We start from the raw sequence: 22,753 nt of genomic DNA, 5'->3' as shown, positions 1-22,753 counted from the left end.
TACGTCCCCAAGAAAGCACCGGAGTTCATGGTCTTATGGCTCCGGTGTTTTCTTGGGGACGTTTCTCTCCTTTTATTTTAGTCATTCAACTAGCGTACTATGAGTAGCTATCACATTTTGCTGGTATTATTGGGCATTGCCGTATTAGCAGTTGCCTGGTTGCCTTCAGTAGTCGATCAATATCCGCTCTCTTATCCAATCATCGTTGTGGCGATGGGCTTACTGGTTTATCTGTTGCCCTTGCCCCTCCCCGATCCAAGCCCGTTCGAGTACCCGGACGTAACGATGCACCTTAGCGAGCTCTGCGTCATCATTGCGCTCACCGGGACCGGCCTGAGAATTGATCGACGCTTTTCGCTGAAAGCCTGGAGGATTCCGCTTCGGCTGGTCATCCTGACGATGACGATCACCATTGTTGTCATGGCTTTCATGGCCTATGGCATTGGCTACCCCCCAGCCTCTGCGTTATTGCTGGCTGCGTCGCTGGCCCCTACCGACCCTGTTCTGGCGGGCGATGTCCAGGTAGGCGAGCCAGGTGAGGGAAAAGAGGATACCGTTCGGTTTGCCTTAACCGGTGAAGCTGGTATGAATGACGGCCTTGCGTTTCCGTTTGTGCACGGTGCTATTGCCTTACTCCCGACACTGATGCCCCTCGAAGCCCGGCTGCTTCACTGGCTCTGGCACGACGTGCTCTACGAAATTGGCATTGGCGTCCTTTTCGGCTGGCTCTGGGGGCGGCTACTGGCGTCATTAATTGTCCACCTGCCCAAAAAGATCAGCATCAGACCCGAAGTTTACGGCTTTGTAGTTTTAGCGGTTACGCTGATTACGTACGGTGTCACTGAACTGATTCACGGCTACGGATTCCTGGCCGTGTTCGTAGCTGCCATCACCGTACGTAGCGTTGAACGTCATCATGAATTCCACCTGCGTATGCACGACTTCTCGGATCAGATCGAGCGGCTGTTCATTGTCGTGCTGCTTATGCTGTTTGGTGGAGCCATCGGTAATGGCCTGTTGAATGCCTTGACCTGGCCGGATGCCCTCCTTGGGCTGGCTTTACTCTTTATCGTCCGACCGCTTATCGGCGTGGTTACGCTGGTTGGTACGCGGGCATCCTGGGCGGAACGATGGATCATTTCCGCTTTTGGTATTCGGGGCATTGGGTCCATCTTTTACATTGCTTTTGCTCTTAGGGAAGCCGTCTTCCCCGAACCACAACGGCTGTGGTCGCTGGTAGGCTTTGTTATTCTGGTATCTATTGTGCTGCACGGCATTCTGTCTACGCCGGTTATGCGCTGGCTCGACCGGAAGCAGGGAAGACTACGACCAGTGAGTCACGTTAATTCGTAAACGATCCATAGCGAATTACCGTAAACCCTTGATAAACAAGTAGGACTCGAAAGTACGCATACTAAACCGGGCGACAATTCTATCAAAACAGGTGGTCGGCTAGTTACGTATGCAGATAAACCAGCCTGACGTAATGATTGTAGAATTGTATACGGCTCCCGATTCGAGCCCATCAGCACCGGTCGATTTACCGATTTCAAATACGGCGGGTGAACTGCCCGAGCAGGAACCAACGCTCGATCCCGGCAACCTGCTGGGAAGTTTCGATTCGCGGGATGAGGCCATCAACTTCGTTCAAAATCAGGCCGCTGCCCAGCAGCAGGAAGTTGCCGATACACAGAGTGCCCCATTTAACGCCTATACGCATGTCGAATGGCTGACAGTCACGCTAAAAAATGCTGACCAGTCCACGCAGACAACCAATTACTATCTGGTTACCGACGAAGGCTACTGAGTTGATTTACGAGCCAGTTGCGCCCGGATCCGGCTCAGCGACGGCCCTTTAACGCCCAGGTACGACGAAATATGCCCCAGCGATACCCGGTTTAAAAGATCCGGGTAGTGGTTCAGCAGATCGACGTACCGCTCTTCGGCAGTCTGCATCAACAGACTTTCGGCCCGGCTCTGGTTGAACAGAAAATACTGCTCGGCCAGCAGGCGCCCAAACCGTTCCCAGCCGTGCGAAGTCGTGTACAGCTGTTGCAGGTGCGCCCGGTCAATAACCAGTAGTTCGGCATCTTCGATGGCTTCGATCAGGTACGGGCAGGTCGTCTGGGTCAGCAGGCTTTTCAGCGAGGTCAGAAAGGCGTATTCCTGAATAAAATACAGGTTATGCTCCAGACTGGTTTTTGGATCAACGTAATAGACCCGAAACATACCTTTCAGCACAAAGCCAACCTGTCGGCAGACAGAATTGCTGAAGTTGAAAAAATCATGTTTGGCGATGGTCCGGGGCTGCCAGAACGCTATCCCCTGCTGGCAGTCAGACGCCGACAACTGGGCGAATTGCTGGAGATGGTTTTGTAGTAGAGTATGGGCGGGCACTGTCTGCATATAGTTTTGGGCGTATCCTGAGTAGTCAATACAGGCTGCGTAGTTTCTTCCCGTCAATCGCTTTTTAACATAGGTGAAAAATAAACATCGATTACCCGTCTACTTTTGATTCGTAAACCAAATCGCTCACAAATCTAAATTACAGAGTTATGAAAATCACCCGCAATGCAACAGCCCACTGGGCAGGTACCGGTAAAGATGGTAAGGGTTCGCTGTCGACCGCCAGCACGGTGCTGAACAAAACACAGTACTCGTACAACACGCGTTTTGAAGATGGTGTTGGAACAAACCCGGAAGAGCTGGTAGCTGCGGCCCACGCAGGCTGCTTTGCGATGCAACTGGCGTTCAACATCCAGCAGGCTGGTTTTGCCGCTGATTCGCTGGATGTTAAATGCGACATTACGCTGGAAGACGGCGGCATCACGAGTTCGAAACTGACGCTGAACGCGGCCGTTCCAGGTCTTGACAAAGCAAAATTCGACGAGCTGGTCGATCACGCCGAACACAACTGCCCCATTTCTAAACTGTTCAACACTACGATCAGCGTCGACGCCACGCTGGCGTAACCTACATGGGTCATCAATGCGCATAAAAAACGCTCCCGGACACATCGGTCCGGGAGCGTTTTGCTTGTGAAGGTCCTGCCCAATTTATTTGGTATCCCAGAACACTTTAGTCGTCAGCTTATCACTGCCAATAGCCGCTGCGGCCGTGGTATAATTGGCAATGTTCGACGTTTGTTCCGAGTTTGGATAGGTGTATCGAACCGGGAAATCGCCCTGTGGTACCGGCGGGGTGTTGAGCGTTGGGTAATCCAGCCGACGGTATTCGGTCCAGGCTTCCAGCCCCCGGTTATAGAGGGCGATGTATTTCTGACGGGCAATCCGTTGCAGTGGGGTCGAGCCAATGGCAGTCGCATACGCCACAGCTGGATCGGCCAGATACGTAGTGGTCGAAGCCGCCGTACCACCCCAGTACAGAATGGAAGCCGTAATACCAGCGTTGTAGAAACTTTCGGCCGTCCCTCCTACCGAATACCCCCGGGCAGCGGCTTCGGCCAGGTAGAAGGCGATTTCATCGTAGCTCAGCAGTACGCCCGGCGTTGTCTGAGCAGTTACGGATGTGCCCGCTTTCGAGTACGTAATATAGGCATTACTCCGGCCGTAGATTCCTCCCGTGTAGCCCCCCGTGTTGTCTTTGGTATAGAACAGTGGAATCCGGGGATCTTTCACCGTAGGAGCCTGCAGGATGTTCATCATCGTGTTCGATGCTACGTAGTCTTCCCGACCGCTCTGAATCAGGCCCACCCAGATTGGGTTCGTGTTGGGGGTTGTTGCCAGGTAGGTCAGGATAGCGTTGTCGCTGTTAGCCGTGAACACACCTGCTTTAACGGCAGCTTCAGCCAGCGTTTTAGCTTTCGTCGGGTTAACGTCGGCCAGGGTTACGGCCATACGCAGTTTCAGCGAATTGGCAAACTTCACCCATTTCGCGACGCTCCCTCCGTAAATCAGGTCAGCCGTCCCGAAGCTGGTTGAACTGGTTTTCAGCATGCCCAGATCCCGGTCCAGTCGCGCAAACAGATCGTCGTAAATCGCAGCGGCATCGTCGTAGGCGGGCGTCAGGTTGTCTGAATCCAGGGCCTTCGTCTGCAGCGCCGTATTGATGGCTCCGGAGTAGGGAACATTACCGTACGTATTCACCAGCAGTGAGTACGTATACACTTCCATGATGTCGATAATAGCCCGTTTGTTATTATCCACGTCCGGAAACAAGCTTGGACTATTTGTCAGTACCGTTTTGGCTTCGGCATAGTCCCTCAGCACGTCGCGGTACATAGACGTCCAGAAACCGCTCCCTACGTCGACCAGATTGTAGGCACTGGTGGTGAAATAGGTTGTTTCGGAGAACTGCTGCGCCAGAATTTTGAACGTAAAGCCGTACACAACAGCATCGGTCAGGTTACGGGTCGCGTTGCTGAAAAACGCATCGGCCTGTACGCTGCCCGCCTGGTATGCTTTGGGGTTCGTATTGATTGAGGTTATATCGTCGGTACAGGCTGAAGAAGACGCGAACAGCGCCACCAGCACGTACGACACGCGAAGTAATTTCTTCATGAGGATCTAAGCAGATTAGAATGATGCGTTGATGTTGAAACCAAGGGTCCGTACGTTCGGAAGGCTACCGACCTGTACGCCCTGAATATTGCCGGCACCGAGGTTATCTTCGGGATCTGCGTAGGGAATATTCTTCATGATAATCCACAGGTTACGACCAACCAGCGATACCGACAGATTCCGTAAGGGCGACAGTTTATTCACGATCGTTGCGGGCAGTGAATAGGTCAGCAGGACTTCACGAAGTTTCAGGTAGCTGGCGTCGTAGATGTACCGGTGCGTCGGACCAGCCGTCTGCGTTCCGGCCTGTGGGTAATCCAGCATGTTCAGTCGCGTCTTATTCACCGAACCATCCGCATTAACCCCCGGCAGTAAAATACCACCACCCTGCGCTACCGGGCTCCGAATCAGGTTTCCCAGCTCATTCAGGCCAGCGCTTTCTTGGTACAGACCGGTAGCCAGTCCGTAATACATATCAACCGATAGAATATCGCCCCCTTTCTTGGCGTCGAGCAGGAAGCTGAGCGACAGGTTTTTGTAACGCAGCGTGTTCTGGAAACCAGCCAGCCAGTCGGGATTGATGTTGCCAATCTCGTTGGTTGCCGTCGTTGTCCGCAGGTAGCGACCGGTTTGGGCATCCACCGTTGGTTGCCCGTTGGTATAGATATAATCCGTTCCGTAGATCGTACCGTAGCTACGCCCCAGGGGCGCGTTCGACGAACCACTCGCCTGGAAACTACCCCCCGGTAGTGAGAAGTTTGTTACGTTCCCGTACAACTCAACGACCTTGTTACGGATGCGGGTCCAGTTCAGGTTAACGTCCCAGCGGAAGTTACCCACTTTAACGGGCGAGCCCGTGAGGGACACTTCAATCCCTTTGTTTTCCAGGATACCGGCATTCACGTATTTGGAGTTATAGCCCGTGGCAGTCGACACCGTTACCGGAATAATCTGATCGACCGAACGCGAGTTAAAGTAGGTTACGTCCAGGCCAAGCCGACCGTTCAGGAATGAGGTTTCGATACCAGCTTCGTAACTCTTGGTCCGTTCGGGCCGCAGATTACTATTGTTTTTTGTGCCGGGCACCGAGAAGAGGGGAATCGAGCCGAACGCCGTCGGTTTGTCGTACAGATCGGTCAGCGAGTTAAACGGTGCATCAGCCCCCACTTCGGCGTAATTCAGCCGCAGTTTGCCGAACGTAAAGATTGAGTTTTCGGGAACAAACTTCGAGAAGACAAAACTGGTTGAAATCTGCCCGTAATTGTACGCGTTACCACCAACCGGCAGCGACGAAGCAACGTCCCGGCGAAACGAGCCATTCAGGAAGATAAAATCTTTGTACCCAATTTCCCCATCCGCGTAGTACCCATTCACCTGCTTGCTCAGGTAGTAGTCCCGTTCGTTGGGCGCTTCGATGGGGTTCACTGAATTCGACAGCGCGTAGATTTTCGGCACGACCAGCCCACCGTTGGTCTGGGCGCTCATCCCATTCTGCATGGTTTTGCGGATGTTAACCCCCGCAGCGGCTTTCAGGGCCAGGTTTGGCGTCAGGTTTTTGTTCGCTGTTAACAGAAAGTCATAGTTGTATTCCTGGAACGTGAGGTCCCGGCGAATGTATCGCCCGGCCGGGAACACAACACTGCTCACCGCCGTCCGCTCTTCCTGACGCTGGCTGTATGAATCCAGCGATACGCGTCCCATCGCATTCAGCCAGTCGGTGATTTTGTAATCCAGCCGGGTATAGCCGAAATAACGCAGGCGGTTGTCGTTCGGTGCATTTTCGTAGGCAGCAAAGTACGGGTTGTCCCAGTAGATCGTCTTGGTCGTGTTGGGCAGTCCGCTGGCCCAGTTCCAGGTAATATTCTGGCCGGTCCGCTGGTAAGCGGCTTCCAGCTCTTTCAGGTCAACGTTGACCTGCCACCATTCGCGGAACATGGAAACAGCGTTATTACCGCCGTAGCCCTGGGCATAACGGCCTCGACCCTCGATGTTCGTGAAGTTAATCGAGCCAGTCGCCGTCAGCCGTTTAACTACTTCGTACGACGCACTGAAGTTCAGATAATCTTTTTTCAGGTGACTGTTCGGCATAATCCCTTTGTCTTTGTTCAGGGTATAGCCCAGTTTAAAAAAGCCTTTATCGCTCCCGCCATCGATGGTTACGCTGTTATTAGTCGTTACGCCCTGCTGGAAGTAAGAGAACGGATCATTCGCAGCCGCTACCCAGGGCGTTGCCTTTTTATAGGTTGGTGACGTTGGATCGCCGAAAGCATTCCACTGGTAAACCGACAGGCTCGGGTCAAACGGCGCCCCGACCGAGGCATCTTCGTAGGTAGGAACGATATTGTCGGCAATGCCATCCCCGTTTACGTCCGCCTGATCAAAATACCCGTCTTTGGTTGGTCCGTAGTATTTACCGTACCCTGCACCGTACTGTTTCTGGTAGGTCGGGAATGTACTCCGGTCGGCATTACTGAACGTAACGCCCGTGTTGATGCTGACGCCCAGTCCTTTCTTGCGACCTTTTTTGGTGGTGATAAAGACAACCCCGTTCGACGCCCGTGAGCCGTACAGCGCCGTAGCCGCCGGTCCTTTCAGAATCGTCGTCGATTCAATATCGTCCGGGTTAATATCAGCCGCTGCGTTGCCGTAGTCATAGCCCGCCGTCCCCCGGCTTGTTCCCGACGCGTTATTGGTTGAGTTGTCAATGGGAACCCCATCAACAACGAATAACGCCTGGTTGGAGCCACTCAGCGATTTCCAGCCCCGGATCACAATCCCCGTTGATCCGCCAAGGCCGTTGTTCTTTTGAATCTGTACGCCCGCCACTTTACCCGACAGTGCGTTGACGAAGTTTGCGTCCCGGGTCTGGCTCAGCATCTCACCCGTTACGGTCTGAGCCGCGTACGAGAGTTCGTTCCGGGTTTTTAGAATCCCCTGCGCCGTTACAACAACTTCGGTCAGTTGTTTGGTATCGTCGGCGAGCGTTACGTCAACAACCGCCTGACCACCGATTGGCTGTTCTTTCGTTATGTGACCAATGAACGAGAAGACCAGCGTACTATTGGCCGACGGAACCGTCAGTTTGTACATCCCATCCGAATCCGTAACCGTTCCGTTCGACGTTCCTTTCACCACTACGTTCACACCCGGCAGGGCGCTCCCATCCGTAGACGAGGTAACTTTCCCAGATACCAGGCGGCCCTGAGCCCATACCCCACCAGACGTCAGGACAAGCAGGAATACCAATCCCACAGATAAAATTTGCCTCATAGACTCGTGTCTTCAGTTTAGTTAAGAAAAAAGTACCGACCCTAATTTAAGGCATTTTATACGCAAAATAGAATCTCTTTAATATCATTTTAATATCCATAAAATTCTAAATATCTATTCTTTATTAAAATTTTATACTAATAATCATAAAAATGCAATATAATTAATATACATAAACCAAAGAATGAACCTTCCGGCATGTGCCTGATCAACCTTGTTACCATACAAGCATGCACGCGATGAGCAGCAGTATTTACTGCCAGGGTTCAGCTTTTGACGGTGACATTTCCCCTGAATCCTATGGCTACTTTTGTCAATCGTCGCGACTTCCTCAAGGCAGGGGCAGTCGTTTCGTCGTTTTTCATTGTTCCCCGTCACGTACTGGGCGGCCCGGGTTTTCTGGCCCCCAGTGACAAGATCACCCTGGGCTTTATTGGCTGCGGGCGGCAGAGCGCTGGTCTGCACAAAAACTTCCAGAAAATCCCCGAAACGCAGGTTATTGCCGGCTGCGATGTGTATGCAGCCAAACTGGACGCCTTTGTTCAGACCAACAACCAGCTCTACGCCCAGCAAACCGGGGAAGCTAGTTACAAGACAACCGACGCCCATGTTGATTTTCGGGAACTGCTGAACCGCAAAGACATTGACGCCGTCGTGATTGCCGTTCCCGACCATTGGCACGCGGCCATTGCGGTTCGGGCGGCCGAAGCGGGTAAGGATATTTACTGTGAGAAACCGCTCGCGCTTACCATTCCAGAAGGCCGGGCGATGGTCAGGGCAACACGAAAGCACAAGCGCGTTTTCCAGACCGGCAGCATGCAGCGTTCCTGGAAAGAATTCACGCAGGCGGTGCAGCTCGTGCGTAGTGGCGCCATTGGTACCATTAAACAGGTGAACGTTAGCGTAGGCGGCCCACCCAGAAACTGGGATTTATCGGCGGAACCCCTACCGGCTGGTCTGAACTGGGATTTATGGATGGGCCCCAACGAAATAGAACGCCCGTATAATAACGTACTGGCTCCGGCACCCGGCGCTACGTTCTGGGGTAAATGGCGTGATTATCGTGAGTTTGGGGGGGGTGGAATGACCGACTGGGGGGCTCACATGTTCGACATCGCGCAGTGGGGACTGAATATGGATCAGAGCGGCCCTACGGAAGTAATCCCACCCGGCGGTAACAAAGACGAAGGACTCATGTATAGATACGCCAATGGCGTGACCATGACGCACCAGCCCGTTGCCGGCAAAAACTTCTGCCAGTTCATCGGCACCGACGGCGAGATTCTGGTGGGGCGGGGGGAACTGAAAACCACACCGGTGGGACTGGCGGATAAAGTTTTTCAGCCGGCGGATTATAGTTTCCAGACCAGCACGAACCATTACCAGGATTTTCTGACGGCCATCAAAACCCGGAAACCACCCATCTGTGACGTAGAAGTGGGCCACCGTACCGCCAGCGTCTGCACGATCGGCAACATTGCCTACCAGCTACAGCGCCCCCTCCGCTGGGACCCCGACAAAGAGCGATTCGAAAAAGACGCCGAAGCCAATAAACTCCTGAGCCGCCCAATGAAGAAAGAGTGGAAAGTTTGAGTCTGGCACTACTCGCCAGGGCAGATTTTTACATGAATTCAGTCATACGTTTGCTAACACCAACGACCCTGCCATTGCCGGAATATGTAGGCAATGGCAGGGCCGTTGGCTAAAAGACCGGTTCGCAATCACGTGCGGGTTTGGTCTCCCTTTGGCTTGCCCCTACTTTTGTCCTGTCTTTCGGGGCCAGACTCTCCGATTTTGCGGCTGGTATCGGTATTGATTACCAGTCCCACTGTTCAGGACAGACCACAGTTCACTAAGTTTTCAGCCATTTGCAGACGCTTTTTCTCGCGCTTTTTGGGGTAGCTATTCACGCTTTCGCCAGTGCCAGCCCCTCACCCACTTCTGTTGTTTCATTGCTCGTGTCTAGCGGCCATAAGCCGGGAATCAGCCGAATTCCAACCGCCCCTCCCAGGCAGGGAGACAAACGAAAACAGGCAAAGCAGAAAAAGACGAAAGTCGTCAAACGTCCGGCGAAAAAGAATACCGTATCAACGACGAAAACGGTTCGTAAACGGACAGCCGTTGTAGCAGCCGCGCCCAAAAACCCCCGAAAACCCCTGAGCGGCACGGTCTATTACCTGGCCTCTGGCCATGGCGGACCCGATCCGGGTGCGCTGGGCAGATACGGCAAGTACCTCCTGCCCGAAGATGAGTACGCGTATGACGTAACGATCCGTCTGTCAGAGTACCTCAAACAGCTGGGCGCTACGGTCTACATGATCATTAAAGATCCCAACGATGGCATCCGGAACGAAGCTGTCCTGAAACTGGATCACGACGAGGTAGCTTATCCCAACCAGCGTATTCCGTTGAACCACGTAGCCCGGCTTAGTCAGACCACAACGGCTGTTAATCGGCTTCACGCCAAGCATAAAGGAGCTTACCAGCGCTTCATTACTATTCACGTCGACAGCCGCAGTAAAGGGCAGAACATCGACGTTTTTTTCTATCACCACGAGCAGAACGCGGCCGGGAAACGGCTGGCCTATCATATTCACAAGCGCTTCACGGCCAATTACCGACGACACCAGCCCGACCGCCCTTACTCCGGCAACGTAACACCACGGGGGAGTCTATACGTCGTTCGAAACAGCCACCCACCAACGGTTTTCATCGAGTTGGGAAACATTCAGAGCGCCCAAGATCAGAAACGCTTTCTAATCGCCGACAACCGGCAGGCCCTGGCCAACTGGCTGGCGCAGGGCATCCTGGACGATTACCGCTCCCGGAAGTAAACTAGTTTGCCTCCGTCACCTCCAGCACCACGCTGGCCCGCCGGGCATCGACATTCGGATTAAAACCAACGGTCATCAGGTAATTGCCTGAGTAGGTCGTCGTGGCGTTGTTGATTGACGACTTGGTACCCGGATAAACGTTCAGCTCCTGGACCGAGTACGTTTTGGCCGGGTCCAGCCCCGCCAGCCGGATATTTCCTTTGCTGCCCGCGTTGTAACGGTTGCTGACCAGGTACGAAAACCAGACGGCCTTGTCTTTACTGCCATTAACGTACATCAACGACGCTACGTCACCCTCGTAGGGCGACGCCAGTCGATACTGATCGCCCTGCCAGATAACGGGTTTGAGCCGATCGTACGTTTTCAAAGCCTCCTGACTGAACTGCAGTTCTTTCTCGTCGAGTTTGCTTACGACGATGTCATACCCCATTTTCCCCATCATCGCTACGTCGGTGCGGAACTTGATGGGTTGTTTCCCCCAGTCGGTTATGTGGTTGCAGGTCGCAATGGCCGGGAAGAAATACGAGTAATTCCATTGGATGAAAATGCGCTCCAGGCCATCGGTATTATCGCTGGGCCAGAACTCGGTGAAATAACGTAACGATCCGTAATCCACCCGACCTCCACCACCGGAGCAGAGCATCAGCGGCAGTTTCGGATACTTGGTATGTACGCGTTCCATCACCTTATATAACCCATGAACGTAGTCGACGTAAAGGTGCGACGGATTGGGGTTAGTAGCGGAAAAAGCGTTGTAAATTACCGCGTTACAGTCCCATTTAATGTATGCCAGCGACGGGTTCTTCGTCATTACGTTGTCGACAACGCCGAACACGAAGTCCTGTACTTTCGGATTCGAGAGGTCCAATACCAGTTGGTTCCGGAAATAGTATTCTTCCCGGTTGGGCAGTTTCAGCACCCAGTCGGGATGTTTTTCATAGAGTTCGCTCTTGGGGCTCACCATTTCGGGCTCCAGCCAGATACCGAACTTAATACCCGTTTTCTCGGCTTCGCTGACCAGGTAGCCCAGGCCGTGGGGCAGCTTCGTTTTGTTCTCCTGCCAGTCACCCAGCGACGTATGGTCGTTGTTTCGGGGGTATTTGTTGCCGAACCAGCCATCATCCAGCAGGAACAGGTCGACACCCAGCTTTTTGCCGTCTTTAAAGAGCGCGGTTATTTTTTCCTCGTTGAAATCGAAATACGTCGCTTCCCAGTTGTTGAGCAGCGTCAGGCGATTGCCATCCCCCTGCGGAATGCGGTGCTTGCGGGCCCAGCGGTGTAGACTCCGGCTGGCCCCTCCTTTGCCGGTCGTGGAGTATGTAAACAGAAAAGCGGGGGTGGTGAATTCTTTGCCCGGTGCCAACGAGTAGGCCGATGCGTACGGATTGATCCCCGCCATGAAGCGCAGGTTATGCAACGGGTCCACCTCGAACGCAATCTGATAGTTGCCCGACCAGGCCAGCGTACCGGCCAGAACATCCCCCTCATTTTCCTGCGCCGGTTTGTCCAGCGCCAGCAGGAAGGACGGTGGTTGAAACAGATCAGCCCGCGTGCCCAGCTTGGTGTCCAGCACTTTTACACCTTCGGTCAGGGCTTCTTCACGGGGGTTCATCTCACGCGCCCAATCGCCGTGAAAGTGGGTCAGGTAATAGGTGTCAGCGGGGATATACAGGTTGGCTGATGCGTACTTATGCAACGTAACAGCCTTTTTTTCGGTATGCTTAATCGTTGACCACTGCTCGATTACGTCCTCGTCCGGGTAAGTTTTGTAGTGGAGCGCGACCTCGAACGCGTATTGCGGATCTTTCAGATAGATCGTCGTCAGCGTAGCCCCGTCCCCGGCGGGTTTGCTTTCGTGCCGGACGTAACGCAGGTCCAGCGAGGGGTTACCGTCGGCGTGGGTTACCTGAATGGCGGGTTCTAGTAGGTTGCGCCCTCCGGCGGGCGTATAGGCCGAATTATAGATTGCAGTATAATCTTCGCCCCGCTTGCCGTTGCTCGAAATCCGGGCGTATTCCTCCGGGTGGCTCAGCTTCGTACCAAGATGGACAATGACCGGATCTTTGTCTTTATTGACTCGGATCACCAGCGCCGTCTGCCGGGTTTCGATAACAATATGCGTATCGTCCGGCGGAGCCGGGGCGCTCAGGACCGTCGACAGGCTGAGTAAAAGCAGAAATTGACTGAAGAGAAACGTTCGGATCATGGTGGTTCAGGTTGGCCGGTCAAAGGTAAGCAAAGACCCGGTTGTCTGGCTATCTACTGCCTTCCTAGCCTCTCAAACAGGGCAACAAACGCAATCAGGGGCAACCGACGCTTTTGCCCGATTGCCCCTGATTCATGAATTTATTATCTGCTACTCAAGCACCGCTTCGACAACCACCGGGAAGTGGTCAGACGGGAAGCGGTGGTCTTCCTGATCGGTCAGAACACCGTATTTGTTAACTTTAAATCGCTTGCTGACAAACACGTAATCAATCCGATTATCCATAGGCGCATCCATCTTAAACGCCGAGAACGTACCAACCGGGCCGTAGGGCTTCATGGTAGTTATCGCGTACGAATCACTTAGCAGTGTCTGAATTGTTTTTACCTGCTCCGTCTCGGGCGTCGAGTTCAGGTCGCCCACGAAGATAACCGGCTCGTTTTTTGCGATCTCCTTGATCTTCTGCACCATCAGTTTTCCCGACTCGCGACGGGCGACAACGGCCTGGTGATCGAAGTGGGCACTGAAAAAGAAAAACTCTTTTTTGGTCGTCTTATCCCGGAATTTAGCCCACGAGCAGATGCGGTTGCAGCAGGTAACGTCCCAGCCCTTACCCGGTTTATCCGGGGTTTCGCTCAGCCAGAAATCGCCGGATTGCAGTACCTCAAACCGGTCTTTTTTGTAGAAAATTGCCGAATGTTCCCCTCCTTCTTTACCGTCGTCGCGGCCTTTGCCCAGAAAGGCAAACTCCTTCAGTTCGGCAATGTCGTTCAGCTGACCACGCAGGGCTTCCTGCGTGCCGAAGATCTCAAAGCCGTGATATTGGATAAGCTTTTTTACCATCTCTTTCCGGTTAGGCCAGGCGTTGGGTCCATCACTTGGGTTATTGAAGCGTAGGTTGTACGACGCAATTTGAATGGGGGCGTTCTTCTGCGCCAGTGCCGAATGCACCAGCAGGGTACTACCCAATAGGAATAAGGCAACTAATTTTTTCATGCTACAAACGTACGTAATGTTGATCATACGACTCTAAGACGAGAGAGAATAGACAAGAGACGTATGACAAAAGAAGAAAGAGGAAACAGAATTCATCTACCCTATTTTTCTCTTGTCTTACGTCTTTCGTCCCTTTGTCTTTCTTCTCTCGTCTCTTTACCGTTCTTCTTTCCTCTAAATCCGCTACCAGCCCGGATTCTGACCCAGGTTTGGGTTCGCCTGCCGGTCGGTTTCTGGAATTGGATAGAGGTAATTTTTGTCGGTCCAGATGCGCGGCACGTTCGTGAGCCAGGTCAGCTCGCCGGACGTATCATTTTTCAGGCGCTGCGGGTTCACGACACCGTTCACCGTTGGGGCCACGTTGATGTAGGTCACCCCGGCCAGCGAGGGGGTAACGGGTTTGTCCTTGTAGAAATACACGTCGTTTTTACCGTCACCATTCAGATCCATTGGCTGGTCGATAGCGGGTACGTAGAACCCGTTCCAGGGCATCATCAGCAGGTCGCCCCGGTGCCAGCGGACCAGATCATAAAACCGGAACCCCTCAAACACCAGCTCGATCCCCCGCTCCCGGCGAATTTCCAGCAGCGACGGATCGGCAATGCCGGGGAAGTAGTTAGTTTGCAGGTACGTATCGACTGTGGTTGGGCGGTTCGTTAGCCCGCTCGTAATACCCGCCCGTTTGCGCAGCGCGCCAACCGTATTGGCCCAGTCGGCGTCGGTCAGCGTACCGAGTTCAGCTTTGGCTTCGGCGTAGTTCAGCAGGATTTCGGCATAGCGCATGGTCGAAATCGAATTATCGTTCCGGGTACCACCGTCGTAATACACGTCGTCCAGCGCCCATTTGATCGGCTGGTAGCCGGTGTAGGTGTATGAGAAAACCGGAGGGGCCGCTTCCACAGCACCGGCGTTGGTACGCTGATGATTACCCATCCGAATGGTCTGTTGCAGGCGCTTATCGCGGTTTTTCACTTCTTCCACAAACGGTTTCGTCTGGTAGCCAGCCGTTGACGTAAAGGGCGTTCCGTCGATGTTCAGGTACGTATTAACAAACGTTCGGATCAGGCTCAGGCGGGCGCCGTAGGTCGCGCTGGTCCACCACCAGTTGGCGTCGTTAAACACACTCAGGTTCGCATCGGCCACCGCCGACAGCATGACCTCCGACGTAACGGGCGTTTTGCTGATGAACAGTTGCCGGTACGACAGATCCGTTCCCTGTGACTGATTCAGGCTGAAACCGCCGTTTTTCATCACCCAGTCGGATGCACTGACGGCTTCGGTCAGCCACTGGTTAGCCGTCCCAGCCTGCTGGTAGGACGTATTATATTTCCGGAATGTCCCTTCGAACAGACACACCCGCGACTTCAATCCGTAGGCTACCGCTTTCGTAATCAATGACCGAGAGTTATCGCTGGTCGTGCGGATGTTCGCACAGGCAAAGTTCAGATCGGCCAGCACCGAATCCATCACCACCGCCCGGGGATCGCGGGCGGCATAGAGCGCTTCGTCGTTAACGGGCAGCGTCCGGTTGATCCAGGGCACATCGCCAAAGCGTTTTACCTTATCGAAGTAGAACCACGCCCGGAAGAACCGCGCCAATGCCGTGTAGTGCCGCCGAACATCGGCCGACACAGCCGGGTTGTTGTTATTCTCCAGGAAGTAGTTGATATTCCTCAGGTTGGTCCAGGTCCAGCCCGAACTCTGCCGCGAACTGTAAGCCCCTTCCCGCAGGAAATCAGGCACCTGGGTCCGAGCACCGTAGTCCGCCATTTCATCCGAGCGGATAATATCGCCCGCCGTGGGCAGAATGTTGTAGAACGAGTTGGCGTACAACTCCAGACCGCGTTCACTGCTGAATACCGCCGTTTTGGTGGCGGTGGCTTCCGGAACCTGATCCAGTTCGTTACAGCCTGCCAGCGTTAATCCACCCAGCAGGATGAGCCATCCTTTATATACTTTCATAATACCTATGCGTTTGGAATTGATCAGAAGATCGGGCCTGTCATGAGCAGCCAGTACCTGAACTGCTCATGACAGGCTGATAAAATTTAGAATGTAGCCGAGAGACCCATCGTAAAGCTTTTCAGGATGGGGTAGTTATACCCGTTACCGCTGTTACCATCCGTTACGGTCTGGTCAGAACGGCCGATGTTTTCGATATCGATATCACGCGTAATCCGGTAGAAAGGCGACCACGACCACAAGTTTTCACCCGAGAAGAAGACCCGCGCCGTGCTCATACCGGCACGACCAACCAGTTTTGACGGCAGGTTGTAGCCAATCTGAATGTTTTTCAGCCGCACATACGCTACGTTCTGCAGGTATTTGGTCTGCGCCTGGGCCAGTTCTCCTGAACCGTTCTGCGCAGTATAGCCACGGTAACGGGGCAGGTAGGCATCCGGGTTGCTTTCCGACCAGATATTACCCAGTTGCCAGGTCGGGATTTTGTTATATGGCCGGTTGTACTGCCCCCAGAAATTGGCCGCTTCCTGACCAGGCCACCAGTCCTGCTTGCCGATACCCTGGAAGATGGTCGAGAAGAAGAAGTTGTTCCAATCAGCACCCAGCACGGCGCTGTACGTATAGCGCGGAGTTGAGTTACCGATCACCCTGCGGTCGCCGGGGTTGCCTACCGTATTGTCGCCGTTATTGATGACGCCATCGCCGTTTACGTCGCGGAATTTGATATCACCGGGCAGCAGCTGACCGCTGGTCGACGCTTTGATCAGCGTTTGCTTGGCCGAACTGTTGATCTCGTCAACCGACCGGAAGAAACCGTCGGTCGTGTAGCCCCAGATTTCGCCCACCGTCTGGCCAGCGTAATAGTCTGTCAGCAGACGGGTAGGGTTGTTGTAGCGCGTGATTTTGGCCTGATAGTCCCCTACCGTAAAGCGAACGTTGTAGTTGAATGGCTTCGACGCTACGTTGAACCGGTCCTGCCAGGCGATTGTCGCTTCCCAGCCCGTCGTGCGCAGATCGGCGTAGTTGCCTTTCGGTACTGACGTACCAAAAATAGCTGGCTGGGTCATTCCTACCGTAAACATGTCGGTCGTCCGGCGGACGTAGGCATCCCCCGTGAACGTCAGACGGTTCGACAGCATGCCCAGATCCAGACCGATGTTCTGGGTGGTCGAGGTTTCCCAGGTCAGACCATCGGGCAGTACGTTCGGCTGGGTCGTTTGCTGCGGCCGAACGCCGTTAAGCACCCGCCCAGATTGCGTAATACCAAACCGTTCCTGAAATGAATACGATGCAATGCTTCCGTTCCCCAGTGAGCCGTACGACGCCCGGAATTTCAGGTCGGTAATCAGTTTATCCGATACGTGCCAGAACGGTTCGCCCGACAGACGCCAGCCCGCCGATACCGACGGAAAGAAGGCAAACCGCTGGTTGGCCGGAAACTTCGACGACCCATCGTACCGACCGTTGAATTCCAGCAGATAGCGGTCTTTGAACGAGTAGTTCAATCGGTAGAACGTACCCAGAACCGCCCATTTCTCCTGTTCGCCCAGCGTACTAACGGACTGACCCAGTGCCAGGTTGATGTTGCTCGCGTCTTCGTAGATCAGCCCGTTCCGCAGCACCTGCAGGCGGTTAAAGTTCGACTGCTCGAAGTTCAGACCGGCCAGCAGTTTAACGTAGTGGTTCTGGCTGAACCGGGGCTCGTACTCACCGTAGAGGTTGGTGGCCATGTACTGCGTGTTGCGGGAGTTGTTCTGGATGTCGTTCGTGTTCGTACCCACGTATTCGATCACGCCCGGCCGGCGGCTGTAAGGCACCGGTACGCGGGTTTGCAATTCGTCGTTGTCGGTCGTCTGGAACGTAAAATCACCTTTGATGCGCAGTTTGTCGTTGAAGAACTGCGTAGCCACACTTACCGTATTCCGGAACACCCGGCGATCCATATCGATGCCGTTTTTGCCGTACCAGAAGTCACCTACCGTGTAAGCCGCCGAGTAGGTCAGCGTACCGTCCGGGTTAAACATCGGTGCCATCGTGTGGCCTTCGTCGGCAATGTTCCGCCAGATACTACCACCCTCACCCACGTTCAGTGGGTTGTGGTACTTCATGGACGAGAAATCAGCGTTATTGGTGATCCGTAACCAGGGAAATACCTGGATCGACCCTTTAGCCCGCAGGTTCAGCAACCGGTAATCATCTGAATTATAGCGAAATAAACCATCCTGCCCGAAGTAGCGCCCTGTTACGTAGAAATCAGCCTTGCCGCTGCTGCCCGTGAACGTCAGGTTATGTTCGGTAGCGCTCAGGCTCTTTTTGTACAGCTCCCGGTACCAGTCCGTATTTTCGTAATACACGTACTCACCGGCTGCGTTCACCTCCGTTTTTGGCAGGCTTGGGTCGTTGGCACGACGCTCGAACTCCGTCAGGTAGGCAGGCGAAAACTTAACTGTTTTGTTAACGTTCTGGGGCGTCTGCGAGTAATCGTTCCAGGCCGACCAGCCCTCGTTGAACATCTTCGCAAACGTGTAGCCATCGGTCACGAAGTCCGGCACAGTCGTTGGGCTCTTGATCGAATGATTCAGCGAATAGGTCAGACTTGTTTTCTCTTTCGTCGGGTTTTTTGTCGTAATCAGCACCACCCCGAACGCAGCCCGCGCCCCGTAGATAGCCGCCGAAGCCGCATCTTTCAGCACCGAAATGCTGGCAATGTCATTCGGATTCAAACGACTGGGATCACCTTCTACGTTGTCAATCAGGACAAGTGCACTACCGCCCTGCCCGATCGAGGTTGTCCCCCGGATGTTGTAGCTCGGCGACTGCGTTGGTTTTCCGTCACCCGGAATGATGTTCAGGTTAGGAATAACGCCCTGCAGGCCCTGCGACAGGTTCGTCAGCGAACGGTTCTGCAGCACCTCGCTGCTGATCTGATCGACCGATCCGGTCAGGTTTTCTTTCTTCTGCGTGCCGTACCCGACCACGACAACCTCATCCAGCGATTTGTTGTCGGCCTGGAGCACGACGTCAAACTGGGTCCGGTTGCCCACCGTTACTTCCTGAGGCAGGTAACCCACGAAGCTAAATACCAGTACTGTTTCCGGACCCGGCACTGTCAGCTCAAACTGCCCACGGGCGTCGGTGTTGGTCCCCCGCTGCGTGCCTTTCACAATCACGCTCACGCCGGGCAGCGTTTCTTTGTTATCCGACGCCAGTACGGTTCCTCGTACCGTCACTTCCTTCGGATTAGCCAAACGTAATGTGACGGTCCGCGGAATTGGTCGGGCATAACCAGTCCCAGCCAGCGGGCCCGCCAGTACGCAGGGCAACAGCCCAACGCCTACGACGGTCTGCCAGACGGTAGTTCTTAAGAATACACCTTGTTTCATGGTATTGACTAGTTGGATTTTTTGGCAAAAAGAGGTCTGCTACCACGGTTTTCGTGGTACGATTGGCAATACGATCTGTATCGATTTACAGCATGGAGGATGTAACAATCCTCACTCTGGGAAGCGTATTTACTGTACTAAACTCGTCACATGGCTTGCCCTGGAAGTGGCTCTAAGTATGCCGCAAAACTACGCCGAAGCATATTAACGGAGTTTTACGCCGTGTTATGAAATTGTAAAGGGGAATGATAAGTCCGTCGTCGCAGAGAGGGACAAATGAGAGGGAAGAAGATGAGTAAAAGGGACGAAATAGTGAGTAAAATTTCATATATTACTCTCTATATCTGACAGGTTTCTGCTGCAGGCTGTGACCTTATTTCGCACCCCTCATTCGTCTCTATGACACGCTATTTTACCTGTATTAATGACTCGTCCAGTAAGTTCTGGCAGCTTGATATCGAAGCTACCCGTGTTCTCATTACGTATGGCAAACTTGACACGGCAGGCCAAAGCCTGACTAAAGCATTCGACTCGACCGAACAATGCCAACAGGCTGTCGATAAGCTGATTCGGGAGAAAACAAGAAAGGGATACATTGAATCAGGTTCTGACGTGGCCGCTCCTGCCACGTCAGAACCATCCAGAAGCAACAGCACAAGTACAAGCAGTCTGGAACAGCAGAAAGCTATTCTGGACCGGTACGATCAGATCATCCGGGACACACAGACATACCAGCTTTTGCCATTCCTGCAAAGCGTCGACAAATTGCATTATCCAGCACTGAGAAAGAAAGTCAAGGAAGCCAAAAAATACTGGTGCGATACGGTTACCGAGCATGGTAGCACCCGGTGGGGAACCCGGGGCACTAACGGCCAGAAAACAATTGTCAGCCTGTCTGCTCTGGCAGTTTTGCCTTTCTCGGATATCAAAGGCTTTGACCTCTATTGGTTGCTAGCTGGCGAAGAATGGTCTATCTATACACGGCCCATTTTATTATGGGCGCGTCCTCAATGGCTAACGGAATTCCTGACTACCGACAATCAGAAAAATCGCTGGCATATCCTCGACTATCGGCAGTTACGAGAGCTAGAAAACGAAAACCTGATTACGTACCAGCCCGAATTATTTGCCGCTTCAGTCGTAAGCATAACGACATACGATCACCGGACACGCACGTATAGCAACATCACGGATCAACAGAACTTTCTCGCGTCAGACCCTGTCGTTCTGAATCGGGAGATACCCAGTTTATTCGATTACCCGGTTTCTACAGATGCCAGCACGTATATGCCAAACAGCCCTTCAGGCAATACTGAATCTGTTTCGGTCTGGTCCCAACTCTTCTCCCGGCTCCTCTCAGAAGGAAAACTTGACCGCCTGTGGTTTTTCGAGAAGTGTCTGAGCGTGCAGACAAAAGACTTGAACACAAGTTTACGCCTGTTCTATCGGAAGCAGGTCGAAGCAGCGGCCCCTACCGCTGCTGAATTGCTTGCCTTACAGACAAGTATTTTGCCCTTGCTGGCCGCGCAGCATCCACACGTAGTGAACTGGGCCATTAGTCTATTGAAAGCCGTCTACACCGCGCCTGATTTTTGCGTTAACCAATTGCTCGACTGGACTCCGTCAGTGATGATGCGGTCGGACTGCAAAACAGGACTCAAAACGCTGTTGACCATTTTCGAGCGGTTCCTGAAAACACAACCTGATTACCGACCGAAAATATCCTTCCTGCTGGCCGATGTGTTTGCCCTGAACGATCTCTCGCTGCAAACCAAAGCAGCGACCTTATTAGCAAAATATGGTGACCCAACCGATGAAGACCTGCAATACCAGCTTCAGTCGTATTCCGATCAGATACTGGGTCAGGTTGCGGAAACGCTTCGACCGTTCCTGAAAATCATCACTGTGCAGCCCGACGACGTAAACCAGCCTGTTGACTATACGTATGCCCCGTCGTCCAAACGGGAACAGCGGCTTATCCCCGGCCAGGAAGTAGCCTTACCTGCCACCTGGAATGATTTCCTGTTTCTAATCGGTAAGTTCTTTGGCTCTGACAAGCCACTAGATATGGAAATCCTTATGAACACACTCGTGCTGCCCCCCACTGATATACCGGCTGATTTTCGGGATCAGCTGGCCGTCTATCAGAAAAAACTGGACAACAGCTATTTCGCGTCGGGCATAACCAAACGGTGTCTTGGTTTCTACCTGAATTATTGGCTATCTGGCACCCAGGACGATACTGTTATACAGAGCGCCTTAAACCAGGTAATAACAGATAATAAACGGGACTTCGTATCGGTAATTGGCCGACGAATGATGCACCTCCATCAAAAGCGAACGAGTAACGCTACGTTACCGCTGTTGAGCATGCCGACACACGCTCCCCACTGGATTTCGCCGACTACGTTGCTGGCACGGCTGGTGGCCTATCAGCAACAGAATGAACCCATCAACCAGCTCGATTTAGCCATTGCCATTGCCCGAATGCCCCGTGAAAATACCGCCGAAGCCGTCCTGCTTTGTGATCAGCTGTCGGGAAATCTGAAACCCCTGATGGCGTTTTGTCTCGGCGTGTCAGACGATTTAGTGCTACCCCGGCAAAGCACAGTCAGTAGTCTGCTGTCGGTTTTCAAATCCGACAACTCTATTGCTGAACAGCAGGCGGTTTGGGCGGTGGCAGCCCGCACATTCTACCCGGATGCTGACTTTCCAACCCTTATGGACGTATCGTTTGCCAACACTCCGAACGTAGCACAACCGTTTGTGCCCACCTATGCCATCAGGACGGAGCGGGCTTCGTGGGAAAACTATTTCACCGGCCGGCCAGAGTACGGAGCTCCTTACCAGCAATTAACGGTATCGTTTCCGGCTCAGCAGCGTTTATTGCCTGTTCTTCTATATAGCAATGACCTCTCAGGAAATAACCTTAACTGGAATTTTGCAAACCTGTCGCCAGTCGACACAGCGTATTGTTATAGTCTGATACCTCAGCGGCCAGAATCTTTGTTCACACTCATTGCTAAACATAGCTGTACTAGTGCTGATCTAGGTGTGTCTGTAACGCCGACCTTACAGCTTATGCTGCAACCGGGTTTTCAGTTTCGCCACCTATCGCTACTGACGCTGGCCTGTGGCTTACTGGCGAAGAAGCGGGAACAGGGTACCCTGGCAGCCGAAGTACTTATTCACCATGTTAGCGAACAGACGCTTGATGTCGTTCAGCTTGGCCATCAATTAGGCTACCTGCTCGCCAATACGTATGCGCCCCTACAGCGGCTGATTGACGGCCTGAACCTGGTTAGAGATGTTAGTCCGCTTCACAATAAAGCCCTGCTTTTGATCACCGACGCCTTGTTCTCATCACTGACAGCTCTGTCGACTCCGCCAAAGAACACCAGGAAGCTACTGGAAATCTATTTTGATCTGCTGGTAAAACTGAACGAGTCCCCAGCCGAAGCAACGATAGTGGTTTTACATAGCTGGCAGCAAAACAATTCCGTGAAGGCACTTTGTACCAGCATTTTAGCGCTCGGTTAATTTTCTAAAGAATCAACTGCAAGACCTGTCAATGCCTCTCAT

The 22,753-nt window shown here is 53.2% G+C and carries 13 protein-coding genes; 6 read left to right on the top strand and 7 right to left on the bottom strand.

Annotated features, from left to right (window positions below; translation table 11 throughout):
- Positions 1 to 99 precede the first annotated feature (99 nt).
- Both HU175_RS14015 and HU175_RS14010 read left to right on the top strand, forming a co-directional pair.
- Positions 100 to 1,353 carry a cation:proton antiporter gene (locus HU175_RS14015; protein ID WP_176567192.1) on the top strand — a complete coding sequence of 418 codons (1,254 nt, stop codon included), beginning with the start codon at positions 100 to 102 and terminating at the stop codon, positions 1,351 to 1,353.
- 133 nt (positions 1,354 to 1,486) lie between these two features.
- On the top strand, positions 1,487 to 1,807 hold the full coding sequence (locus HU175_RS14010; RefSeq protein WP_176567191.1) for a hypothetical protein: 321 nt from the start codon (positions 1,487 to 1,489) through the stop codon (positions 1,805 to 1,807).
- Here HU175_RS14010 and HU175_RS14005 read toward each other — a convergent pair.
- Positions 1,801 to 2,406, bottom strand: a complete 606-nt coding sequence (locus HU175_RS14005) for a Crp/Fnr family transcriptional regulator (protein ID WP_176567190.1) — start codon at positions 2,404 to 2,406, stop codon at positions 1,801 to 1,803. The two genes, HU175_RS14010 and HU175_RS14005, sit on opposite strands and share 7 nt — an antisense overlap.
- Positions 2,407 to 2,555: 149 nt before the next feature.
- On the opposite strand from HU175_RS14005, the gene HU175_RS14000 reads away from it, so the two are divergent.
- A complete protein-coding gene (locus tag HU175_RS14000) occupies positions 2,556 to 2,972 on the top strand; it encodes an OsmC family protein (RefSeq protein WP_176567189.1) in 417 nt (138 codons plus the stop codon).
- Positions 2,973 to 3,056: 84 nt separating this feature from the next.
- On the opposite strand, the gene HU175_RS13995 is transcribed toward HU175_RS14000, so the two are convergent.
- Together HU175_RS13995 and HU175_RS13990 are read right to left on the bottom strand one after the other, a co-directional pair.
- Positions 3,057 to 4,520, bottom strand: a complete 1,464-nt coding sequence (locus tag HU175_RS13995; protein ID WP_176567188.1) for a SusD/RagB family nutrient-binding outer membrane lipoprotein — start codon at positions 4,518 to 4,520, stop codon at positions 3,057 to 3,059.
- Between the two features lie 15 nt (positions 4,521 to 4,535).
- Positions 4,536 to 7,790, bottom strand: a complete 3,255-nt coding sequence (locus HU175_RS13990) for a SusC/RagA family TonB-linked outer membrane protein (RefSeq protein WP_176567187.1) — start codon at positions 7,788 to 7,790, stop codon at positions 4,536 to 4,538.
- A 300-nt stretch (positions 7,791 to 8,090) separates the two neighbouring features.
- Here HU175_RS13990 and HU175_RS13985 point away from each other — a divergent pair, with 300 nt between their 5' ends.
- Together HU175_RS13985 and HU175_RS13980 are read left to right on the top strand one after the other, a co-directional pair.
- Positions 8,091 to 9,383, top strand: a complete 1,293-nt coding sequence (locus HU175_RS13985) for a Gfo/Idh/MocA family protein (RefSeq protein ID WP_176567186.1) — start codon at positions 8,091 to 8,093, stop codon at positions 9,381 to 9,383.
- 275 nt (positions 9,384 to 9,658) lie between these two features.
- Entirely contained in the window at positions 9,659 to 10,624 is a 966-nt protein-coding gene (locus HU175_RS13980; RefSeq protein WP_228724160.1) for an N-acetylmuramoyl-L-alanine amidase, read from the top strand.
- A gap of 1 nt (position 10,625) precedes the next feature.
- Here the strand turns inward: HU175_RS13980 and HU175_RS13975 are convergent, their stop codons facing one another.
- The 4 genes from HU175_RS13975 to HU175_RS13960 form a co-directional block, all read right to left on the bottom strand.
- Positions 10,626 to 12,830 carry an alpha-galactosidase gene (locus HU175_RS13975; protein WP_176567185.1) on the bottom strand — a complete coding sequence of 735 codons (2,205 nt, stop codon included), beginning with the start codon at positions 12,828 to 12,830 and terminating at the stop codon, positions 10,626 to 10,628.
- A 150-nt stretch (positions 12,831 to 12,980) separates the two neighbouring features.
- Entirely contained in the window at positions 12,981 to 13,826 is an 846-nt protein-coding gene (locus HU175_RS13970; protein WP_176567184.1) for an endonuclease/exonuclease/phosphatase family protein, read from the bottom strand.
- A 183-nt stretch (positions 13,827 to 14,009) separates the two neighbouring features.
- Positions 14,010 to 15,788 (bottom strand): RagB/SusD family nutrient uptake outer membrane protein, encoded by a 1,779-nt coding sequence (locus HU175_RS13965; RefSeq protein WP_176567183.1) that lies wholly within the window; start codon positions 15,786 to 15,788, stop codon positions 14,010 to 14,012.
- 86 nt (positions 15,789 to 15,874) lie between these two features.
- Positions 15,875 to 19,171: a SusC/RagA family TonB-linked outer membrane protein gene (locus tag HU175_RS13960; RefSeq protein WP_176567182.1), complete on the bottom strand. Its 3,297-nt coding sequence runs from the start codon at positions 19,169 to 19,171 to the stop codon at positions 15,875 to 15,877.
- 399 nt (positions 19,172 to 19,570) lie between these two features.
- Here HU175_RS13960 and HU175_RS13955 point away from each other — a divergent pair, with 399 nt between their 5' ends.
- Complete coding sequence (locus tag HU175_RS13955; protein WP_176567181.1) at positions 19,571 to 22,711, top strand: DUF6493 family protein; 3,141 nt, start codon at positions 19,571 to 19,573, stop codon at positions 22,709 to 22,711.
- The last annotated feature ends 42 nt before the right edge of the window (positions 22,712 to 22,753 follow it).

Origin of the sequence: Spirosoma sp. KUDC1026 (genome assembly GCF_013375035.1) — a bacterium.
Lineage (GTDB): Bacteria > Bacteroidota > Bacteroidia > Cytophagales > Spirosomataceae > Spirosoma.
This window is presented reverse-complemented; position numbering and strand designations above follow the sequence as displayed.